Genomic DNA, 22,386 nt, shown 5'->3' with positions numbered 1-22,386 from the left:
AACTCGTTAGTGAATACTAACGAGTTTTTTGTTTTATGCGTTTTTCAAGTTGATGATTTCTTGAGTAGTTAAAGTTCTCCATTTTCCTCTCGGTAGGTTGAACTTAGTTAACCCAGCAAATACCACTCGGTCTACTTTCAATACATTATAACTTAATGATTCAAATAAATTACGTACCGTTTTTACATTGGTCGCTTTTAATTTGATTCCAATTTCCGTTTTAGGTTGATCGTCTACATAGTTAATCTCTTCGATATACACTTTATGACCATCCAAAGTCAATCCTTTTTCCAATTTTTCTAAATCTTCAAATTTTAGATTTTTATCTAAAGAAACTTGATACATTTTAGAAGAACGTTGGTTGGCTGTTGTAAACTTCTGGATCATCTCTGTATCGTTGGTAAACAACAGCAATCCTAAAGTAGTTTTGTCCATTCTACCAATCGGACTCAACATGCTTTTTGAAGCTCCTTTTACCAAAGTCAATACATTCTCTGGACTAACGATTTCTTCAGTTATCGTTGAAAACCCCTTAGGTTTATTCAACAATACATAGACTTTTTTCTCCGGATTGATTACTGCACCATCAAAATTAACGACATCGCCCGGCTTAACTTGGAACCCCATTTCTACAATTACTTCTCCGTTAACCTTTACGTTACCAGAAACAATGTAGATGTCTGCTTCTCTTCTTGAGCAAACTCCTGAGTTTGAAATATATTTATTTAATCGGATACTATCTTCATCTAAAGAAGTGACTTTCTTCTGTTTAGGTTTTCTTTCAACCACCGGTTTCGCACTAACGAATGTTGATTTCTTAACATCCTTTTTAAAAGTTTTCCCCTTTGGCTTATTCTTACTAGAGCTTTTCTTAGCGTTTTTATCGCTTCCCTTACCGTTATTCATATTACTTATTTTTGCAAAGATACCATTTAAATAGACTACTATTAATTAGTTTTTTCGCGAATTGCGATAAAATTTTTTACACTGCACTGCTTTACAATCCGTTAAAGAGTTGTTTCCCATTAATCACTACACTCGGATTGATCAGAACAATCGAAAAAACACCGAGCAGAATCAACAGTTTTAAGCTGATATGCAACTGATGATATTGGAATATCGTTTGGGATTTCCACAGTTTAAACGTAAAAAACAACAAAATGATCAAGCTGAAATAAAAGTAAATACTCATATAACCCACATGATGCTCCTCGATTAAAAAATAAACCGGAATGACCGTTAGAATAACCAGATAAGTAATCACCCTTTTGGCGGTATTCTCACCAAAGCGCACCGGAAAAGTTTGATATCCATTGGCCAAGTCACCTTTGATGTTTTCCATATCCTTGACAATTTCGCGAATTAATACAATCAGATACAGAAATAACGCATGTAAAAATATCGCTTCATAGTAGTTTTGGAAATACATTAAAATTCCAAAAAAAGGCAGGATCACTAAAAAAGAAGCCGTTAGATTACCGATGATCGGATAACGTTTGAGCTTATGAGAATAAAACCACAGTAGAAAAATATAAAAAGAAAAAAAAAGTCCCGCATGCAATGACACTACTGTGACTAGGCAAACAGATACAAAATTAAGAAAGAAATACACCCGTAACTTGGTCTTCTGACTAACCAGCCTATCCAACATGGTTTTTTTGGGTCTATTGATTAGATCTTTTTCTTTGTCGTAGAAATTATTGATGATATAGCCCGAAGCTATAGCAAGGGTTGAACAAAAAATAATAAGAAACAATTGAGGATCCAACAATACATCTAAAGCCCGTTTCTCTGGAGCCAAAATAAATATCGATGCCAGATATTGCGCTACGACGATAACAAATATATTATACCCACGAATCACAGAAAAGAAACTGAATATTTTCATCAATATCAATTTTGTCTTCCTTGAAAGCATGAGTTTATTTTTTATTCGCCTTTAGCGAAGGTTAAGGTTAATAAATAAAGAAAAATTAAAATTGATACACCACTTCTAACTCGTAATCTTTTAACGAAGCTTTCGCCTTTTCTAAATCTTCCGTAAAACCGAGTATATAACCTCCGCCGCCAGATCCGCACAATTTCAAATAATAGTCATTTGATTCGATACCTTGTGCCCAAATCTGATGAAATTGTTCTGGTATCATCGGTTTAAAGTTATTCAATACCGTTTTAGATAATTTTTTTGTATTCGAGAAAAGCGCTTTCATATCGCCGTGTAAAAAACTTTCTACACAGGCATCTGTATATTTTACAAATTGATTTTTCAACATTTTTCTAAAACCTTGATCTTTTAAACTCTCCATAAAAATAGTAATCATCGGCGCAGTTTCACCAACGATTCCTGAATCCAATAGAAACACTGCTCCTTTCCCTTGTGTACTTTGAGAAGGAAGTCCGGTAGGTTCTACGTTATCTTTGGAGTTGATCAAAATCGGCAAACTCAAATAACTATTCAACGGATCTAAACCCGAACTTGTTCCATGGAAAAAAGATTCCATTTCTGCAAATACGGTTTTGAGTTGTAATAATTTCTCACGGGTTAAGTTTTCCAACACCGTAATCTTATCTTGTGCATAACGGTCATAGATAGCAGCGACCAAAGCGCCACTACTTCCAACTCCATAACCTTGCGGAATACTAGAGTCAAAGTAAAGCCCATCAGCAATATCACTATGCATATCTTGAAGGTTGAAAACCACTAACTCTGGTTTACTCTCTTGCATATCTTCTAAATAAGCTGCAAAATTGCGTAAACTTTCATTGGATTTCTGGGTTTCCTCTGTTGGAGAATCACCCATTTTTAAAGCTCCCTTATAGAAGTTATAAGGAATGGAAAGTCCTTTGGAATCTTTTATAATTCCATACTCTCCAAATAATAATATTTTCGAATAAAATAATGGTCCTTTCATAGCAGTAAAAGTAATATTTGAGTACAAAAATACGGATTTTTTAACTGATAATTACTTTATTAGCTGATTTTTATAAAAACTGATTTTTGAATCCATATACACAGTGTCTACAGCCATTTTGACAACATTGTCCCTTCATCAGATGATATTGTTCTGTAAATACAAAATATTCGTTTTCAATATAATAGTGAATCCCTTCTACCATCTCACTACGGCGTTTTGGAAAATCATTTACCAATGAAAAGGCGATCATTTCATCAAACTTTTTAAGGCAATTATTGCATAAACACTTATGAAAAGTTGTGCCTAAAAAAGCAATGGTTTCGGGGCGTAATTCCAATTTCTGGCAGTCGCAATTTTGAATGTCTTCAGCGCTACAAACAATGGGCTCTTTACAATGGGTACAAATTTGTGGTTTCAAGGGATACGGTCTTTAATTTTCAAATCAACTGCAAGTATATTGCATTAATACCTCAGCATAAAACTTTTCAACATTCCGATGGTGATTCTGGCTCACCAAAAAGTCCCTCAAAAGTAGTACTAATAAATTTAATTTAAGTTTAACAAGAAAAAAAAGAGAAAAAGCGCTGAAAAAATTATTTTTACACCCTATGAAAATACTGAGTATACTCGTTTTAGGTTTCTTTATCAATTTCCTCGCACTGCCTACCATTGCGGTTGCGTTTGATATTGACCTAAACATACCTACAATCAGTATTTCCGAAGAGAATAAAAAACCAATTACCAATAGCGAAGAAGAGCATCATCCTTTTAATATATTGGATCACTTATCCGATCTAACTCTAGATCGTATTGCTTCTGCAAAATCTACAGCATTCGACACCATTAACGATCGATTACCACGTGTAGATAGCCGCGAAATCCCCGATCCGCCTCCAGACTTAGCATAAACTTTGACTGCAAAATAACAGCTACAAATTTCATTTGTACGCCCCCTATTGTCAAATTTTATCTAAAAAAAATGAATAACACACATATATTTACAAAACTGAAAACCAGTTTTGCACCCGGGCTTGTCGTTTTTTTAGTGGCCCTACCCCTTTGTTTGGGAATTGCTTTAGCATCGGGTGCACCTCCAATTGCAGGAATTATTAGCGGAATTATAGGCGGTATCGTTGTTGGATTTTTAAGCAATTCCAATATCAGCGTTACCGGACCCGCCGCAGGTTTATCTGCTATTATACTAAGTGCCATTACCGATTTGGGTTCGTTCCAATTGTTTTTGTGCGCAGGTATTATAGCCGGAGTACTTCAAGTCATACTAGGTTATTTACGTTCGGGTACTATTGCCAATTTCTTTCCAAGTAATGTCATTGAAGGCATGTTGGCCGGAATAGGTGTCATTATTATTATCAAACAAATCCCGTTAATATTCGGAGTAACAACCCTATCCACACTATTTCAAGGAAACGAGGGTAGTATTCTACAGCAAATTCATTTTGGCGCTGTGATCCTTACTTTGATTTCCTTGGGTATCTTACTCTTTTGGGAGCGAAACCCCTTTTTAAAGAAAATCAAAATGTTGCCTGGAGCCTTAGTAGCTGTTGCAGTAGCTATCTTGATTAACTTTATCTGGATACAAACCAACTCGAGTTTTGCTATTAGCGGTTCTAACCTGGTTTCGATTCCGACATTTCAAAATGCTTCGGAACTTGCCAATATACTAGTACTACCCGATTGGAGTGGTTTTTTAAATCCAGCTGTATGGATTATCGGTTGTACCATTGCACTAGTTGCTTCCATAGAAACCCTATTATGTATTGAAGCATCGGATCGTTTAGATCCACTCAAACGAAATACCGACACCAATAGAGAGTTAAAAGCGCAAGGAATTGGGAATGTTTTGAGCGCCTTAATTGGCGGTATACCAATGACATCAGTGGTCGTTCGATCGTCTGCCAATATCAATGCAGGAGGAGTCTACAAAACCAGCACAATCATACACGGAGTTTTTTTACTATTAGCCATCTTAGCCATACCGTTTGTGCTGAATTTAATTCCGCTAGCGACATTAGCAGCCGTATTGGTATTGGTCGGATATAAATTAGCCAAACCCGTATTGTTTGTACACTTTTGGAAAAAGGGATATACCCAATTTGTACCATTTGTTGCCACTTTTTCTATGGTAGTATTATCAGACCTTTTAATCGGTGTTGCTGTAGGACTCGCAACCAGCGTTGCTTTCCTTTTGTTTGGAAACTTAAAAAAAGCATTCAAATACGAAAAGAGGCACGATTTAGACACCCCTGTTTTTCACCATATTAAACTGGCAGAAGAGGTTTCTTTTCTTAATAAGTCTGCGATTAAAACCCGTTTACACAGCTTGCCAAAAAACTCTGTTGCTTACATTGATGCCAAACAATCGGTTTACATCCACATCGATATTGTGGAATTGATCGAGGACTTTATCAATGCCCATGCAAAAGAAAAGAATATCGAAGTTCAAATCAGTGGCTTCCACAAGAAATTCAACAACGAAACAGCAAACCAATCCATTATTCTTCAACACAGAAAATCCATATAATTATGAATACCATAACAGCAGAAATATTAGCAAATACAACACCAGTAGAAAGTTTAAACATATTAATTGAAGGTAATAATCGATTTGTAAACAACTTAAAATTCAATCGTAACTTCTTAAGTCAGATCGAAGAAACCAAAAACGGACAACACCCCCATGCCATAGTATTGAGCTGCATGGACAGCCGTACACCTATTGAACACATTTTTGACCAAGGAATTGGAGATATATTTAGTATCCGAATCGCTGGTAATATCGTAACAGACGAAGTCATTGGAAGTCTTGAATACGCCTGTAAATTAGTCGGAACCAAATTAATTCTCGTTCTAGGACACAGCCAATGTGGTGCTATCACAGGTGCTTGCCAAGAGAAAAAATTAGGAAAACTAACCAATGTTCTTGCTAAAATTAGTCCTGCACTCGAAACGATCAAACAACGCGAGGAATGGGAAGAATATTCAGAAAAAGAATTAATCTCTGAAGTCACCAAAGAACATATAATTCAGTCTGTAAGAGCGATTCCAAGACAAAGTGAGGTATTAAAATCCTTGCTGGAACAAGACCGCATCGGAATTGTTGGTGCTCACTATGATGTATCGAGTGGAAAAGTAGAAATACTTACTCAGAAGTTTATTTAAATCCGATTTGAAGTTTGGACCTGACGCGTATGAAATACCGTTTCCTAGCTAAACAAGTCTGACGAAATGGTTCTACTTAAAAAAACCGTCAATAAAAAAAGGGGTTATCTGTACAGATAACCCCTTTTTTATATCGTTTACTTTTGCGTGTACAAGACGACTGCACGCTAAATTTCTTACTTTAAAGTAGTATAATTATAGAATTGCAATTGCCCATTAGCTTCAATTTTTATTTGATCCTTAACCAATTCCCCGGTATTCTTTTTTAAGTCAATTTCAATGACATTGGTTCCAGCTTTTAATGGAACGCGAACATAATTGATTTGGGAAGGTAAGGTTTGCCAGTTTCTGGTATCGGCTTTTTCTGAAATCATGTTAAACAATTGCATACCAATCCCCAATCCTTCCAAAACAGCATTATTACCGTCAGAGGATTTTGCTGAAGAACTCAAAGCGTATTCTGCTCCTTTTTTTATAGCCAAACGTGTCAATACCTGCCCCATTTCTTTTCCAAAACGTTCTTTCAACGTCTGAATAGCCAATTGATCGATATCCTCTACTTTTTCAAAACTAAAGGTTTGTCCTTCTACTGAAGTGATTTTTGCCGAATGATATAGTGGTACTCGAGAGATGTATTCCGGATAGGCCACTCTCAAACTGTGAACAGCATCCAAACTAGATCCACCACCTCCAATACTAAAATCAAACGGAATGATTAATCCCCCAGCGACATCCGTAAAAAACATACTGCCGTTAGATCCCTTAACCAAAGTAAAAACCAAATCTTTCTGAATTTTCACCGGCGCTATTCCATTTTCCCAAAAAACCACCACTTCTCCTGCCGCTCCAGCATCATAATCTTTAAAAGTCAAATTAAACTGTTTTTCAAATTTTTGAAGTTCGCTGGTAAAACCAACTTTTGAAGCCGCACGCATCACATCATATTTTAGATTTTCAGGCAGTACAACGCCATAATACGTTTGATCCGGCATACTTTGAAAAACTTCTACCGCATTTCTATATGCGATAAAAGCATTGTTATAGTCCTTATCTTGTTCGTAAATCAATCCCTGAAGAATCAATGAAAAGGCATCTTTGGAATATCGGCTATCCTTATCGTTAAACTTATCGCCCTGTGTCTGATTCTGCAAACTGATCCGTCTAGCTTCGACTATAGCCTCTTGACTCTGTCCTAAATACAGATAATTCAAGGCCTTGTAATAGTGCAACATAAAGATTTCAAAATCCTCTCCTTTATAATTTTGAGACATCGGATTAAGCACAGCTCCTACCAAAGCATCTGTATTGCTTTTTAATCCCACTTCAATTAGAAGATCCGCTTCATTAAAATACCGATTACTATTGACATAATCGCCGTTTAAATGAGCCACACGCCCTTTTTCCATCAGATACAACAACTTGTTACGCGGTTTTTTCAGTAAGGCGTTTTTCTCTAATGCTTTATCAGCCTGAGACATATCTCCAGAAGCGACTTCCTTATAATATTCCGTAATACGATCGTGGTAGGTGGCACAACTAAATACGAAAAACATCAACACTAACAGTGTTGATGTTCTCATAATCATAGCTAAGCCTCGATGAATAATCATTGAAATGAGGTTTAGTTTTTAACGTATTTTGCTATTTTTTTATCTCCAATCCAAACCACTTCACCGGTTTGAATATTTGTCAATTCTAAATCGACCTGATAATACACTACTTTTTTCTTTTTATGTGAATCTACTATTGAATTTATAGAACCCTGTAAAATATAATCCGCTCCATTTTCCAATCCGAATTTCTTCATGGTTGAAATCGATGCATTGGTTTGCTGATCTGCTTTTTCTGCACGCAATTCTTCTCTTTTCTTTCCTCCCTGCACCAAACGCACGCGTTGTGATTGTATAAAAGTACGCTCCACATCTTTTACAAAAGTTTCTGCATCGATGTGTTCATGACTTTTATTCAATACCATCCCGACAATCACCACCGGCTTCTTACCTTGATGTTCTTCGGTATGGTTGCCAATCCACGGATCATTTAAGATTTTATTCGTCATTTCCTCAGCTACCTCTCTAGAGTCAGTATTGTTCCAGCGCCCACTAATATCAATGGTTTCTTCTGTACTAACTCGCGTAACTTGTCTTCCACAGGAAGAGATAAATACACCTGAAGCAACCATAAGTGCTGCTATTGCGATACGTTTTAACTGCATAATCTTATTTATAAATTAAATTTTTAAAATGAAAACCAAAAATCTCCTGATCTAAAGCCAATATTAGGAACATACCTTCTCCAACTGTTCCACGAATTATAATAATACGGTGAATTATAATCCGAATAATAAGTACGATTCATTCGAGCCTCATGATTTCGAGTTCGTCTTAACGCTTTGCGCTCTTCTCTTTCATCATACCAATCTCGCGCTTTATAGGTCTGTTGTACTGTAGTACCCAAGGTCTCCGCAAGACTATCGTTGATGCGCAAATATTTATCCTGACTTTCTCTAAAATTAGGATTTTGATCCGCTACTTGAGCGAATAAAGAAACTGTACTTAAGACGGTAACAGAAAAAACGAGAATTTTTAATAACTGTTTCATATCTAAATAATATTTTCATTAACCTTATAGGCTAACATTTTATCACAAAGGAATTGACTTGCAAAAAATGCCCATAATCTTTGAGCAGACAACGACTAATTAACCATTATAAAACTGTCGCTTTCAAATCAACACCCTGCCAGCAAACGCTTTATTATGTAAAGCGAAATACCCGTAGGTTCCTTATGGCACTCTCTCAAATTTAATAAAATAAAATGATAAAATTGCCAACCTTCTATTATATAGTAATACAAAAAGAATACCACTTTTAATTTAAAAAACAACAATGCTTCTTTAGCGGTCAATAAAATAGAGATTACATCATTTTTTGGGCCCCAGAGCCCATTTCATCCACTATATAATGCCCATTTTGACATAAAGGAGCTAAGGTGTTTTCAACAAATTCCAGCACCTTCTCGCGATCTTTCTTCGGAAATAATAGATGAACATTGGCACCAGCGTCTAATGTAAAACACAAGGGCACTTTAAATTGACTTCTATAACTCCAGATCTGTTCAATTATTTGCAAAGTATTCGGTTTCATCAAAATAAAATAAGGCATCGAAGTCATCATCATCGCATGCAAGGTCAATGCCTCACTTTCAACTATGGCGATAAAAGTTTCCAAATCACCGGTCTCCAAGGCCAACTTTAATTTAGACAAATTCACAGGAGCCTGCTCAAAGCGCTGTTGTGCAAATGGGTGGTTGTGCATCAGATCATGTCCTACGGTGCTAGAAACTTTCTTTTCTCCTTTATCTACCAATAAAATCACATCTTGATAATCTTGGAAAATCGGATGGAGTGGCGCATCAAAAGGCACACCGAAATAATCAGAGCTACCGGCAATTTCGGGATGAGTTCCCCAAACTACCGCCTCACCAGAGATACTTCTACAAGCACTTCCAGAGCCCAAACGAGCCAAGAATGAAGCTTTTTGATCAAAATACGCGACAGTCATCTGTGGATTTAAAGTCTGCTCTAATTGCATCAAATTGACCGCTAAAGCAGCCATACCCGATGCGGAAGAAGCGATACCCGAACTATGCGGAAAGGTATTTTCGGTATGTATTATAAAATGATAATCATTAATATAAGGACAATAGTTCACAATGCGCTCTAAAAATTTTTGGATTTTCGGCTTAAATTCTTCCTTGGGTTGCCCGTCAAAAAACAAATCAAAACTGATTCCCGAGGCTTCTTTTAATTGAAAATCGAGCTTGGTAATCGTCTTACAATTGGTCAAAGTAAAACTCAAAGATGGATTCGCTGGAATCTGATGTTCTTTTTTTCCCCAGTATTTGACCAAAGCAATATTGCTCGGTGCGCTCCACTGAAAAGTCCCCTTTTCTACTTTCTTTCCACTAAACTCAAATATAAATTTTTCTTGCCCCATGTTTTTGCTTATTTTTATACAACTAATACCGAGTAAAAATTCTTAATCAGTCTTTTTTACACCTTATAAATACAAAGATAATTTTTTAAGATAGATTCCGAACTTATAAAGCTACTGAGATGAAAAAAATAATAAAGATTACCTTGGGTATACTGGTTTGTTCCGGTGTTGGTTATTTGTCGAGTATCGTTACGCGAAGCAGTTTAAGCACTTGGTATCCGTTAATTGCGAAACCGTCTTTTAATCCGCCTAATTACGTATTTCCAATTGTGTGGCCTATACTCTACATCCTGATGGGAATCGCAGCAGGGATGGTCTGGAACCATTTTGCGACTAAGGAAAACTTGGTTAAAAAAGCCTTGATTCTATTTGGAATTCAATTGGCATTAAACGCTTTATGGTCTATATTGTTTTTCGGAATGCAAAACCCAAGAATCGCCTTTTTCGAATTGCTTTTACTATTGCTTTTCGTTATATTGACCTGTCGTCAATTTTACAAAATAACACCTTTAGCCTCCTATTTATTGATACCTTATATATTATGGCTCAGTTTTGCAGCAATACTCAATTACAGCATTTGGACATTAAATCCCTAATACCAAAAAAGCAAAGGTTAAGTACATACTTAACCTTTGCTTTTATATATTCATTTAACACCTTATACTATTTTTGATTTATACGCTCTGAAATTGCAGTAGCTGCAATAAATCCAGTCGTCCAAGCATTTTGAAAGTTAAACCCTCCAGTAATCGCATCTATATTTAAAATCTCTCCGGCAAAGAAAACATTTTTTAAAAGTTTGCTCTCCATCGTTTTAAAATTGACCTCTTTTAAATCAATTCCACCTGCCGTAACAAACTCCTCTTTAAAAGTGCTTTTACCATTGACTTGAAATTCAGAACTTGTCAATTGAAGAGCCAAAGCCTGCAATTCCTTCTTATTTATATCAGCCCATTTGGCTTCTTCCGCAATCCCTGCCGCCAATACCAAACGTTCCCAAAGACGATTCGGAAAATCAAACGGGGATTTTTTCGCAACGATCTTTTTCGAATTATCCTGTTTGATTTCAGCGAGCTTTTGTTCGGCATCTTCAACGCTAAAGTCATCGGTCAACCAATTCACCTGTATGTGAAATTGATAACTTCTGGCTGCCAATTCTCTGGCACCCCATGCTGACAACCTCAAGATTCCCGGCCCACTAAGCCCCCAATGCGTAATCAACAAAGGTCCCGTTGCCTCCAACTTCAATCCCTTCACCTTAACCGTAGCAGCAGCGGAAATTCCCATTAAGTCAACCAATCTTTTGTCTTTAATATTAAAGGTAAACAACGAAGCGACCGGTTCGACAATCTGATGTCCTTGTTCAGCCAATAAACTCCATATCTTAGGATTACTACCCGTTGTAAACACCAAACAATTAGCTTCAAAAGCCCCTTGATTGGTATCTATCTTCCAACTATTATCTTTTTGAAAAACAGTTTGAACGCTATATCCCGTTAATATATCGATATTCAATTCCGCAGTAGCCTTTAAAAAACAATCGATGATGGTTTCCGAAGAATCGGTATCTGGAAACATCCGTCCGTCTTCTTCGATTTTTAAAGTAACGCCTTTCTTTTCAAACCACTCTATGGTATCACCGGTACAAAATTGATTAAATGGACCGCGTAACTCTTTGGATCCGCGCGGATAAAATTCAGTCAATTCTTTGGGATCAAAACAAGCGTGAGTCACATTACATCGACCTCCACCCGAAATACGAACTTTCGACAAAACTTCTTTTCCCCTTTCTAGAATCGCTATTTTTATTCCTTTATTTTTTTCCGCTAAATTAATAGCTGTAAAAAAACCTGCGGCACCACCACCCACTATTAATACATCGTAATTCTTCAATACCGCTTGTTTTTGAGTTTTAAAAAGTATAACTTTTAATTCTCTCGAAAAAAATTTATCTTTACGACAAAGATAAGTACTTTAAGCATTTATCAAATTCATTCAAAATTAAAAAATTGCTACCGCTGGCAAAAAGCGTCTATGACGGACAAGGCAACGCTATAATGACTTGACTTTAAAAAAACCGATTGATGAAATCGCTTTTAAAAAGAGTTAACAAGCAAACACCAAAATAATCAAGGCGATACGAAATGAGCTGCATGCATAAATTAAATCTACATATGAAAAAATTTACTTTTCTCTTGATCATCGTTTTCTTTTCGATGTGTAAAACGGTAAAACCCATCTTTAGTAAAACGGAAGAAACCATTGAAGAGACCATAGAAAAAATTAAAGAAGAGGATCGTTTACCCGAAGAAAAAGATGTGATTGATCTTCCGGATTACGCACAAGTACGCGATGATTTTAGATCCGTTTCCGAAAAGACAAAAGAGAATTATCTACGAGGAATGAAAGCGACTGATCCGCAATATTCCGTGCTGATTTTGACCAAGGGATATAAGGGAGAAAACATCCGTATCAAAGGAGATGAAAAAAACTACTTTAACGGAATGACCATGTCGGATTTAAAAACGGGTATCGCGAAGTCTGTTCGTGTAGACAACTCACAAGACCTGACTTTATATGATAATTACACCGGAAAAAGCTTGACTATAGAGAGCAACCACCTCAAAATGTTTAAATTTATTTACGTTATGAAAAACAATGCGGATAAAGAAGTACCGTTTCGCATTACGTTTAGCAACACCTTGCGTCCCGTATTATAAAATCATCGAGTCGTAAGACAAAACTGTTTCAAATCCCTTAGCTTTAAAATAAGCTTGGGGATTTTTTTTAGCTGTCACCAAAACAAAGTCGCCTCCCCAGGCACCCAAGCTTTTAATCGCTCCAGGAAAATCGGGGAATTTCAAATCTTTTATCTTGGGCATACCGATGACAGAAGCAATGATCGTTTCGTGTTGCTCCAGCAACAATTCCAATTCATCGAGCTCAGTAACCTGAAGTAAGCGTTTGGTAATCGCATTTATCTCATCCCGTTTAGAGGTTATATCCCCTGAAAAATTCCGATACCGAGCAATGCCGTCTTTACTGCTCTGTTTTTGATTGAGATAAACAAAGTACAGATACTGAGAAAAAACCGGTTTTAATTCCACAGCCTCCACTAGAGGACCGCAGGCCGTTTTGGTATATAACACAGCCGTATCATGCTGTGCGCAAGCAATATCGTAACCACTGCCGCCGAAAGAATCTTCAAGCAGTTGAAAAGCGTCGATACCCACCCACTGGGCAATATTATTAATCAGAGTTGAAGAAGTTCCTAAGCCCCATAACCTTGGAAACTCAAGTCGTGTTTCTATACAATATCCCTGGGAAGATTTAAAGAAATGGGGATTTGCTTTTGCAGCAGCACCCAGTATACGCAATAGGGTTTTTAAATAATCCGAGTCGCTATTTTCGATACCACCATCAACAATCCGATTAACAGAAAAACGTTCTTCCATCCACACCGTACCATCAACTTCCATGGACCGCCAAATAATCGCCGGTTTTTCACAAAGAGACACCTGCATATCCTGACCATACTTAGTCGGTAAAGCCAAGGCTTGAGCGCCATCTAACACCAAATATTCTCCTGTAATCAGCAGTTTTCCATGGCTATAAAAACGTCGATTTTCCATCAATTACTTTCTAAGGCTTTCCAGCAATTCTACTACTGCACTATGAGAAACGATGTTTTTTTCAAAATGTAAAATCGCATTTTTCCTTTCATCATCGGTAGCCTCAAACTGATTGAGGATGTTTTTTAAATGCATTTTCATATGTCCCTGTTGAATACCCGTTGTAGTCAATGATTTCAAAGCACCAAAATTTTGCGCCAATCCGGCCACTGCTACAATTTGCATCAGGGTTTCTGCATTGGGATTACCCAATAATTTCAAAGCCACTTTAACCATTGGATGTAAAGAGGTTAATCCACCTACTGTTCCTAATGCCAAAGGCAAGTCAACCCAAAAAGTAAAAATTCCGTTCTCTACTTTAGCATGTGACAAACTCGAATAAGTCCCCTCTTTCGAAGCGTAAGCATGCACCCCGGCTTCCACAGCTCTAAAATCATTACCCGTCGCCAATACCAAGGCATCAACACCGTTCATAATTCCCTTATTATGCGTTACCGCTCTAAAGGGTTCGACTTCAGCAATGCGAACGGCTTGAACAAATTTGTCTACAAACTCCTGCGGATTGGTAATCTCAGCTGAAGCCAAATCGGCAACCGCACAGCTTACACTTGCGCGAACAACACAATTCGGCACATAATTAGACAGTATACTCATCACCACCTCCAATTCCTTTTCTTCTGCTGTAAAAGGCTCATACTGCAAAACGGCAAGTTTAAGTGTAGATGCGATTTGCTCCAAACAACTGTTGATGAAGTTGGCCCCCATGCTGTCTTTCGTATCAAAAGTAACATGCAGTTGGTAATAATTTTCGAGTAGTTGCGTCTTATTCCTCAACTCAATTTTTAAAATTCCACCCCCACGCTTTCTCATATTCTGAGTAAGCGCTTCTGTATCGGAATAAAATTGATCTTGAATTGCATCAATAAATCGTTCCAATTTTTCAGCATTACCTTTATAAGTAAAGTGTACTTGCCCAATTTTCTCTGTATTGAGAACTTCTGCGGTAAATCCACCGCGTTCTGACCAGAATTTTGCGGCTTTTGCCGCTGCTGCCACTACCGAACTTTCTTCGATAACCATCGGCAGTGTATAGGACTGCCCATTTATCAAAAAATTTGGAGCCACACCAAAAGGCAAATAAAAATTGGTTAGGGTATTCTCAATAAATTCATCGTGCAATTTCTGCAAATCCTCATCGGAATTCCAATATGTTTTAATCAACTGAATGACCTCCTCTGATTCAGAGAAATACGTTTTCGCAAGCCATTGCAATTTCTCTTCTTTAGTCCATTTTGAAAATCCCTTGATACTTGAAGCCATCTTCTTCTTATTAGTTACTGCAAATATAAGCGTTTACCTCGGCATTAAAAATTGGAACGAACATCTAAATACCTTAGAATACTCTCAAAAAAAACATTTAATATAATTTTAATCGAAGAAAAGCGATGAAGAAGCGGCAGTTTTACACTATTTTTGGTTAATTCAAAAAAAAAGTTGGCAGGGCTCATATTTTTTCACTAAAATTGGAAGTTTTTTTGACAGTAAATTATAATGAATAAAATACATACTACGCTTTTATTTTGTCTGATCGCCTTAAATGTCGCTTTTGGCCAAAAACAAATTTCCTTAAATGAAATTTGGAATGGATCTTTTCAAGCTCAGAGAATGGTCTCGGTGAATTCTATGAAGAATACCAATCAGTATTCTTTGGTAGAACGCAACGCCCAATCTGGCAGTTCCCAAATCAATCTTTATGACTTCGCGACTTTAAAAAAAGTAAGTACGCTGTTTGACACAGCACTGTTTCCTGAGATCAAGAGCATTGATTCTTATAATTTCAGTGCAGACGAAAAACAAATTTTAATAGCAACCAATTCCACGGCCATCTTTAGAAGGTCATTTACGGCAGACTATTACCTATTTGATATCGCTAGTTCGAAAATACAAAGAGTTGCAGATTTCCCCATTCAGGAACCCGCTTTTTCAAATGATGGAAAACAAATTGCATTTGCTCACAACAACAACCTTTATCACTATACCATCGCTACTAAAGCGGTAACTACTATAACTACAGACGGTCAAAAGAATCATATCATCAACGGTATTTCTGATTGGGTTTATGAAGAGGAATTTGCCGTAGTTAGTATGTTCTCTTGGAATAACGACGGAACTAAAATTGCTTATGTCAAATTTGACGAAACAGCAGTACCGGAATACTCGATGGACATTTATGGAACCGGACTGTATCCGACTCAAAGTGCCTTTAAATACCCTAAGGCAGGAGAGAAAAACGCAGTGGTTTCCTTACATCTATACGATGTAAAAACAAAAGCAACCTCCAGCGTAGATCTTTCCAATTATAAAGATTTTTATATCCCTAGAATTAAATGGACCAATGACTCGTCCTATTTAAGTGCTCAAATCATCAACAGACATCAAAACAATTTAGATTTACTTTTTATCAACGCGAACGATGCGTCAAAAAAAGTGGTTTTAAACGAGATTGATCCTGCTTATATCGATGTAACTGATAATTTGACCTTCTTAAAGGACAACAGTTTTATCTGGACCAGCGAAAAAGATGGTTTTAACCACATTTATCACTATTCCAAAACAGGACAGTTATTACAGCAAGTCACTAAAGGAGCTTGGGAGGTAACCGAATACTACGGATATGATGAAAAATCAAAATCCATTTATTTCCAATCGGTCGAGAAAGGCAGTACAAAAAGGGATGTTTTTTCGATACAGCTCAACGGTAAAAACAAATTGCAACTGACAACGGACTCCGGCACCAATTCGGCCTTATTCAGTCCTAATTTTGAGCTTTTTATCAATACTTTTTCATCTAGTGTACAAGCACCGATTTACACATTAAAGGATTCAAAGCAAGGAAAAACTATCAAGACGATAGTAAGCAACGAAGCTTTAGATAATAAATTAAAAGAATACCAACTTCCCAAAAAAGAATTCATCGAAATCCCGACTGAAAATGGAGAAATGATGAATGCTTGGATTTTAAAGCCTAAAAACTTTAAATCGGATAAAAAGTACCCGGTATTGATGTACCAATATAGCGGTCCTGGCTCACAACAAGTCGCAGACAAATGGTGGGATTCTAACGACTTTTGGCATGCTATGTTAACACAAAACGACTATATCGTGGTTGCCGTTGACGGAAGAGGTACCGGATTCAAAGGGGCAAAATTCAAGAAATCCACTCAAAATCAGCTTGGTAAACTAGAAGTAGAAGACCAAATAATAGCTGCTAAATATTTAGGAAATTTTAACTATATTGACCCCTCAAGAATTGGAATCTGGGGATGGAGTTTTGGAGGCTTTATGTCAACAAATTGTATTCTAAAAGGTGCCGATGTTTTTAAAACTGCCATTGCAGTAGCACCGGTTACAAATTGGCGTTTTTACGACACCATCTATACCGAACGTTATTTAAAAACACCACAAGAAAATGAAGCGGGTTATGACCAGAACTCTCCGATTTTCTTCGCCGATCAACTCAAGGGTAAATACCTTTTGATTCACGGTAGCGCAGATGATAATGTACACGTGCAAAATACGATGGTGATGATTGAGGCACTCGTTCAAGAGAACAAAGAATTTGATTGGCTGATTTATCCAGACAAGAATCACGGAATTTATGGTGGAGCAACACGTTTGCAACTGTACACGAAAATGACCAACTTTTTACTAAACAATTTATAAGCTTACAAACTTAAGAACAACAACATGGAAGAAAATAAAAAGCTCATCGCACATTTAAACAAACAAGGTATTGGAGATCAAATGGTAATGGGCCATCCAGCCGGACTATTTGTATTGTTCTTTACCGAAATGTGGGAGCGTTTTAGCTACTATGGAATGCGCGCATTACTAACCATATTTTTGATTAGTAAAGTATTGGATGGCGGCTGGGAATGGTCCCGTGAAGACGCTATGCAACTTTTTGGACTTTATACGATGTTGGTTTATTTCACGCCTTTATTAGGGGGAATTATTGCCGATAAGCTAACGGGTTTTAAGAAGGCCATTGTATTAGGAGCTTTGATTATGACTTTAGGACATGCCGCCATGGCATTGGAAGGCATCAATCAGAATTTCTTTTATGTAGGATTGCTATTTATGATTTTAGGAAACGGTTTATTTAAACCGAATATCTCCTCTATGGTCGGTCAGCTTTATCCGGATAGCAGCGCTAAAAAAGACGCGGGTTATACGATCTTTTATATGGGTATTAATGCAGGGGCGTTCTTAGGAATGTTATTATGTGGTTATATCGGTGAAAAAGTAGGCTGGCATTATGGATTTGGTTTAGCGGGAATCTTTATGTTCTTTGGAATGTTGCAATTCTATTTTGCTACAAAACTATTCGGAACTATTGGTGAGTCGCCAAAAGAAAAGAGAGAAGCTATTAGTAAAGGTATTGAAAAAGAAGAAGAAGCTATTCCGTCGAACGTCAAAAGAGATCGTTTGATCGTTGTGGGTGTTTTAATGTTTTTCAGTATTTTCTTTTTCTTATCCTTTGAACAAGCAGGGGGTTCTATGAGTATCTTCGCTAAAGACTATACCCAACGTGTTTTAGAGGGGTCTGCAGGAACTATTTTCAAATGGGTCGATGCACTTTTAACCTTATTCCCATTGGTGATCATCACTTGGGTATTGGTTGGATTAGCTAAAAAAATATATACCAAATATCCGGTTACCATCATTTTCACTGCGATTTCATTTATTTTGGTATGGGCATTGGGAATTTGGAAAATCACTAGAGAATTTAACGCTTTAGAAACGGAAATAACCGCTTCTTGGTTTCAAATATTAAACTCCTTCTTTATTATAACCTTAGCTTCTACTTTCAGTAAAGTATGGGAAAAAGTATGGAATCCTTCAGGACCTATTAAATTCGCTTTAGGATTAATCTTAGTAGGTATTGGTTTTGCGGTATTGGCCTACGGATCTCAAGATATTCCTCAAGGTGCCGCTGCAGCTTCAGTGAGTATGTTGTGGTTGGTACTGGCATACTTCTTTCACACGACTGGTGAATTGTGCTTGTCTCCTGTAGGTTTGTCTTATGTAAGCAAACTTTCGCCTAAGAACTTATTGGGTTTAATCTTCGGATTATGGTTCTGTGCATCGGCTATTGCCAATGGACTAGCTGGATTGTCGGGATCGCTTATCGATAAGATCAGTGCCGAACATTCCATATCTTATTTCTTCGGAATATTTGCCATATTGCCTGCCGCAGCTGGTTTGGTATTGATTGCTCTATCTCCGATACTGAAAAAATTAATGCACGGAATTCGTTAATCCAATAAAAATAACCCTCCAATGAGTCAAGTACAAACATTAGAAGATATCCAGAATTTTAAAGGCAAATATCCAAAGCAAATTTGGAGTTTGTTTTTCTCGGAAATGTGGGAGCGTTTTTGTTTCTATGGTATGCGGGGAATGTTGGTCTTCTTTATGATTGACCAATTAAATTTTGACGAGGGAAAAGCAAACTTACAATACGGTGCGACGCAGGCCTTTGTGTATGCCTTTACATTTGTAGGAGGTTTGTTCGCTGATAAGATATTAGGTTTTCGAAAATCCTTATTTTGGGGAGGAGCCTTAATGATCGTTGGAAGTATGATTTTGGCTTATGAGCCTCATACCTTCTTTTTCACAGGTATAGCATTCACCGTAATTGGAACGGGTTTCTTTAAACCAAACATCTCCACTATGGTGGGTTATTTGTATAAAAAAGGAGATAGTCGTACCGACGCAGGTTTTTCATTATTCTATGCCGGTATTAACTTGGGGGCTCTAATCGGGGGATATGTTTGTATCGCCATAGGAAAAGGGCAACTATTCTCTGGACTGATTGAGCACGAACACCGTTGGAATGTAGCCTTTGGATTGGCTGCTTTTGTAATGATTATCAGTTTAATCAACTTTCATTTTACCAAAAGACAACTGGGTCCAATTGGACTTCAACCTAAAGACGTTTTAAAAGATGGCACTCAGATAGACAAACCGATTTGGAAAGAAATTGTCGTATACGCCGTTACTTTGGCTATGGTTCCTGTGATCATTCAAATGATCGACAACACACAATATACCGACTATTTCATGGCTATTATTGGCCCTGCCACCCTTTTGTATTTATTCTATGAAATGACCAAGGTGACAGCTGCCGAAAGAAAAAAATTATTTGCAGCCTTAATATTCATCTTATTCTCGATTCTATTTTGGGGAATATACGAACAAGCTGGAGGTTCCCTAAGTATATTTGCCGCTAAGAACTTAAGCAATACCGTACTGGGAATACCACTTGATCCGAACGGAGTGAATAATTCAGGCGGTGCCTTTTTCATTATTCTCTTAGCACCCTTGTTAGGATTATTGTGGATTTGGTTGTCCAAAAAACGCGCGGAACCGAACACTGTAGTTAAATTCGGACTCGGATTCCTATTACTAGGATTGGGGTATTACGCCTTGTTTGCAACACGACTTTTTGCTGATGCTGCTGGTATAACTTCCTTAGATTTCTTTACCATTGCTTTGTTGATCATTACATTTGGAGAGCTTTGCCTCTCACCTATTGGATTATCGATCATGACCAAATTATCGACAGCCAATTTACAGGGAATGATGATGGGAATGTGGTTTTTAGCCAGTGCCTATGGTCAGTATGCAGCGGGAATTATCGGAGCGAATATGTCATCGTCTAAAGCGGGAACCAGTAATTTAGACAGTTTGATCGCTTATACAGATGGTTACAAAGAATTGGGCGTATATGCCGTAGTAGCGGGAGTTCTCCTAATACTGATTTCGCCTTTTATTCGAAAACTCATGCAAGAAGTTAAATAAGAACATTCACTTTTATCACTATATTATGTCAGAAGACACAACAACAGAACAAAACTTTTTTAAATCTACCGTCCTAGGACATCCCTCGGGGCTATTCGTCTTGTTTTTCACAGAGATGTGGGAACGCTTTTCCTTTTATGGAATGAGAGTTCTATTGATTCAATTCTTAACCATGACTATCTTGAGTGACAATCCTGGATGGGGTTGGTCGGCAGAAAATGCTGGTGCTCTTTATGGTACTTATGCTATGTTGCTTTATATCACACCTATTTTTGGAGGTATTATTGCCGATAAATACATCGGATACCGTTGGGCTGTAGTAGTCGGAGCTATCATCATGACCTTAGGGCATGCTGCTATGGCTTTAGACACGCCAATGATGTTATATATTGGTCTAGGCCTTTTAGTGGCTGGTACCGGTTTCTTTAAACCCAACATGACTTCTATACTTTCAGAAATGTATAAAAAATTCCCAGAGAAAAAAGATGGTGCCTACACTATTTTTTATATGGGAGTAAACGCAGGTGCTTTCTTCGGAATGATGCTTTGTGGATATCTAGCTGAAAAAATCGGATGGCATTGGGGATTTGGTTTAGCTGGTGTGTTTATGTTGTTGGGTACCTTACAATTCTGGTTGGCCAAACCGTTATTCGGAAATATCGGAGAAGTTCCTACAAAAGAGAAAAAATTGGCTGTCGCTACTGCTAATGCAGCTTCGAATAACGAAGACGACAAACCAAATCCGTTTACTCTTGTTGATTATATCTTAATCGCTATTACCACTACTATTGGTCTTTTATACGCTATTAATGACCCTTTGTCAAAAATTGCCCAGATCAATTTGTTCCCGTTTAGCTACGGAAGCCTTGATGGACCAAGTATTGCAATATTAGTTGCCCTAGTAGCTTTTATCTTTTTAATTGTAAGTCGTCTGTCTCGCTACACCAAGATCATTAGAGATCGTATGATTGCCGTGATCATTTTTGCCTTCTTCACGATTTTCTTCTGGATGTCTTTTGAACAAGGAGCCTCATCTTTAGTTATTTTCGCAAGAGACAATGTTGATCGCGCTTTAGAAGGATCCGCATTGACCGCATTCAATATCGTCAATACTTTATTAACCATAGTTCCCTTAATCATTATCTCTTGGGTTTTACTCCTATTAGGAAAACAAACTTGGGCTAAAATACCGGGATCCAATATCGTATTAGCGATCTGTTTCTTAGGAGTATGGGCTGTAGCTATTTGGATGTTATATAAAGAATACACAGCGGAATCATCAGAAATTACCGTTTCTTGGTTCTCTATTTTAAACTCTTTCTTTATCATTACTTTCGCTTCAGTTGTTTCTAAAGTGTGGGATAGTAAATACAATCCACCGGCCGCTGTTAAATACGGATTGGGATTAATCGTTATGGCGATTGGATTTGGATTATTAGCTTACGGTTCTCATGGAGTTGCTGAAGGCGTTAAAGTGTCGATGATTTGGTTAATATTAGCCTATTTATTCCATACCTTAGGAGAACTTTGTTTATCACCAGTGGGACTTTCTTATGTTTCTAAATTGGTTCCTGCTCGTATGATTGCATTTATGTTTGGTATGTGGTACCTAGCTATTGCTGTAGGAAATAAATTAGCCGCTGTTATTGGAGGTCAGATTGAAAACATTACCAATCAGTATTCACTTTCTACCTTTTTCCTTATTTTCACGGTGGTGCCGATTGTAGCTGGATTACTAGTTATGTTACTAAATCCATTCATGAAGAAATTAATGCACGGAGTTAAATAATAATCG

At 37.3% G+C, this 22,386-nt stretch carries 20 protein-coding genes and 1 pseudogene; 9 read left to right on the top strand and 12 right to left on the bottom strand.

All coding sequences use genetic code 11. The features are described from left to right. Positions 1-33 precede the first annotated feature (33 nt). The 5 genes and pseudogenes from L1275_RS05715 to L1275_RS05695 all read right to left on the bottom strand — a co-directional run. Complete coding sequence (locus L1275_RS05715; protein ID WP_253470711.1) at positions 34-906, bottom strand: pseudouridine synthase; 873 nt, start codon at positions 904-906, stop codon at positions 34-36. Positions 907-997: 91 nt separating this feature from the next. Further along, the gene (locus tag L1275_RS05710) at positions 998-1,918 is read right to left on the bottom strand and encodes a geranylgeranylglycerol-phosphate geranylgeranyltransferase (protein ID WP_253470709.1); all 921 of its coding nucleotides are present in this window, start codon (positions 1,916-1,918) and stop codon (positions 998-1,000) included. Between the two features lie 55 nt (positions 1,919-1,973). After that, on the bottom strand, positions 1,974-2,912 hold the full coding sequence (locus L1275_RS05705; RefSeq protein WP_253470707.1) for a mevalonate kinase: 939 nt from the start codon (positions 2,910-2,912) through the stop codon (positions 1,974-1,976). Positions 2,913-2,982: 70 nt separating this feature from the next. Continuing rightward, positions 2,983-3,165 carry a DUF5522 domain-containing protein gene (locus tag L1275_RS05700; RefSeq protein ID WP_253470879.1) on the bottom strand — a complete coding sequence of 61 codons (183 nt, stop codon included), beginning with the start codon at positions 3,163-3,165 and terminating at the stop codon, positions 2,983-2,985. A 24-nt stretch (positions 3,166-3,189) separates the two neighbouring features. Continuing rightward, a pseudogene (locus L1275_RS05695) lies at positions 3,190-3,333 on the bottom strand (cysteine-rich CWC family protein); the annotation flags it as partial. Positions 3,334-3,523: 190 nt separating this feature from the next. Between L1275_RS05695 and L1275_RS05690 the strand changes: the two are divergent. From L1275_RS05690 to L1275_RS05680, 3 genes are all read left to right on the top strand, one after another. Continuing rightward, positions 3,524-3,823, top strand: coding sequence for a hypothetical protein (locus tag L1275_RS05690; RefSeq protein ID WP_253470705.1), 300 nt, complete (start codon positions 3,524-3,526; stop codon positions 3,821-3,823). 71 nt (positions 3,824-3,894) lie between these two features. Then, positions 3,895-5,457: a SulP family inorganic anion transporter gene (locus L1275_RS05685; protein WP_253470703.1), complete on the top strand. Its 1,563-nt coding sequence runs from the start codon at positions 3,895-3,897 to the stop codon at positions 5,455-5,457. Positions 5,458-5,459: 2 nt separating this feature from the next. After that, the gene (locus tag L1275_RS05680; RefSeq protein WP_253470701.1) at positions 5,460-6,095 is read left to right on the top strand and encodes a carbonic anhydrase; all 636 of its coding nucleotides are present in this window, start codon (positions 5,460-5,462) and stop codon (positions 6,093-6,095) included. A 176-nt stretch (positions 6,096-6,271) separates the two neighbouring features. Here the strand turns inward: L1275_RS05680 and L1275_RS05675 are convergent, their stop codons facing one another. From L1275_RS05675 to L1275_RS05660, 4 genes are all read right to left on the bottom strand, one after another. Next, complete coding sequence (locus L1275_RS05675; RefSeq protein ID WP_253470699.1) at positions 6,272-7,705, bottom strand: COG3014 family protein; 1,434 nt, start codon at positions 7,703-7,705, stop codon at positions 6,272-6,274. Positions 7,706-7,716: 11 nt separating this feature from the next. Then, positions 7,717-8,310, bottom strand: coding sequence for a penicillin-binding protein activator LpoB (locus L1275_RS05670; protein WP_219292536.1), 594 nt, complete (start codon positions 8,308-8,310; stop codon positions 7,717-7,719). 23 nt (positions 8,311-8,333) lie between these two features. Further along, entirely contained in the window at positions 8,334-8,696 is a 363-nt protein-coding gene (locus L1275_RS05665) for a hypothetical protein (RefSeq protein ID WP_253470697.1), read from the bottom strand. Positions 8,697-9,012: 316 nt separating this feature from the next. Beyond that, positions 9,013-10,092 (bottom strand): diphosphomevalonate/mevalonate 3,5-bisphosphate decarboxylase family protein, encoded by a 1,080-nt coding sequence (locus tag L1275_RS05660; protein WP_253470695.1) that lies wholly within the window; start codon positions 10,090-10,092, stop codon positions 9,013-9,015. Between the two features lie 119 nt (positions 10,093-10,211). Between L1275_RS05660 and L1275_RS05655 the strand changes: the two genes are divergently transcribed. After that, entirely contained in the window at positions 10,212-10,688 is a 477-nt protein-coding gene (locus L1275_RS05655; RefSeq protein WP_253470693.1) for a TspO/MBR family protein, read from the top strand. Positions 10,689-10,755: 67 nt separating this feature from the next. On the opposite strand, the gene L1275_RS05650 is transcribed toward L1275_RS05655, so the two are convergent. Beyond that, positions 10,756-11,985, bottom strand: a complete 1,230-nt coding sequence (locus tag L1275_RS05650; RefSeq protein WP_253470691.1) for an NAD(P)/FAD-dependent oxidoreductase — start codon at positions 11,983-11,985, stop codon at positions 10,756-10,758. Positions 11,986-12,266: 281 nt separating this feature from the next. On the opposite strand from L1275_RS05650, the gene L1275_RS05645 reads away from it, so the two are divergent. Continuing rightward, a complete protein-coding gene (locus L1275_RS05645; RefSeq protein WP_253470689.1) occupies positions 12,267-12,812 on the top strand; it encodes a hypothetical protein in 546 nt (181 codons plus the stop codon). On the opposite strand, the gene L1275_RS05640 is transcribed toward L1275_RS05645, so the two are convergent. Together L1275_RS05640 and L1275_RS05635 are read right to left on the bottom strand one after the other, a co-directional pair. Beyond that, complete coding sequence (locus L1275_RS05640) at positions 12,807-13,724, bottom strand: GYDIA family GHMP kinase (RefSeq protein ID WP_253470687.1); 918 nt, start codon at positions 13,722-13,724, stop codon at positions 12,807-12,809. The two genes, L1275_RS05645 and L1275_RS05640, sit on opposite strands and share 6 nt — an antisense overlap. A gap of 3 nt (positions 13,725-13,727) precedes the next feature. Further along, positions 13,728-15,044 (bottom strand): hydroxymethylglutaryl-CoA reductase, degradative, encoded by a 1,317-nt coding sequence (locus tag L1275_RS05635; RefSeq protein WP_253470686.1) that lies wholly within the window; start codon positions 15,042-15,044, stop codon positions 13,728-13,730. A gap of 231 nt (positions 15,045-15,275) precedes the next feature. On the opposite strand from L1275_RS05635, the gene L1275_RS05630 reads away from it, so the two are divergent. From L1275_RS05630 to L1275_RS05615, 4 genes are read left to right on the top strand one after another with little or no spacing between them, the layout of a single operon-like run. Then, the gene (locus L1275_RS05630; protein WP_253470683.1) at positions 15,276-17,447 is read left to right on the top strand and encodes a S9 family peptidase; all 2,172 of its coding nucleotides are present in this window, start codon (positions 15,276-15,278) and stop codon (positions 17,445-17,447) included. 24 nt (positions 17,448-17,471) lie between these two features. Then, the gene (locus L1275_RS05625) at positions 17,472-19,046 is read left to right on the top strand and encodes a peptide MFS transporter (protein WP_253470681.1); all 1,575 of its coding nucleotides are present in this window, start codon (positions 17,472-17,474) and stop codon (positions 19,044-19,046) included. Positions 19,047-19,067: 21 nt separating this feature from the next. Beyond that, positions 19,068-20,591 carry a peptide MFS transporter gene (locus L1275_RS05620; RefSeq protein ID WP_253470679.1) on the top strand — a complete coding sequence of 508 codons (1,524 nt, stop codon included), beginning with the start codon at positions 19,068-19,070 and terminating at the stop codon, positions 20,589-20,591. Positions 20,592-20,616: 25 nt separating this feature from the next. Next, positions 20,617-22,380: a peptide MFS transporter gene (locus tag L1275_RS05615; protein ID WP_253470677.1), complete on the top strand. Its 1,764-nt coding sequence runs from the start codon at positions 20,617-20,619 to the stop codon at positions 22,378-22,380. Positions 22,381-22,386: the final 6 nt, after the last annotated feature.

Source organism: Flavobacterium sp. HSC-61S13, from assembly GCF_024171535.1.
GTDB lineage: Bacteria > Bacteroidota > Bacteroidia > Flavobacteriales > Flavobacteriaceae > Flavobacterium.
The sequence above is the reverse complement of the archived record's forward strand: the minus strand, read 5'-3'. Positions and strand labels throughout refer to the sequence as shown.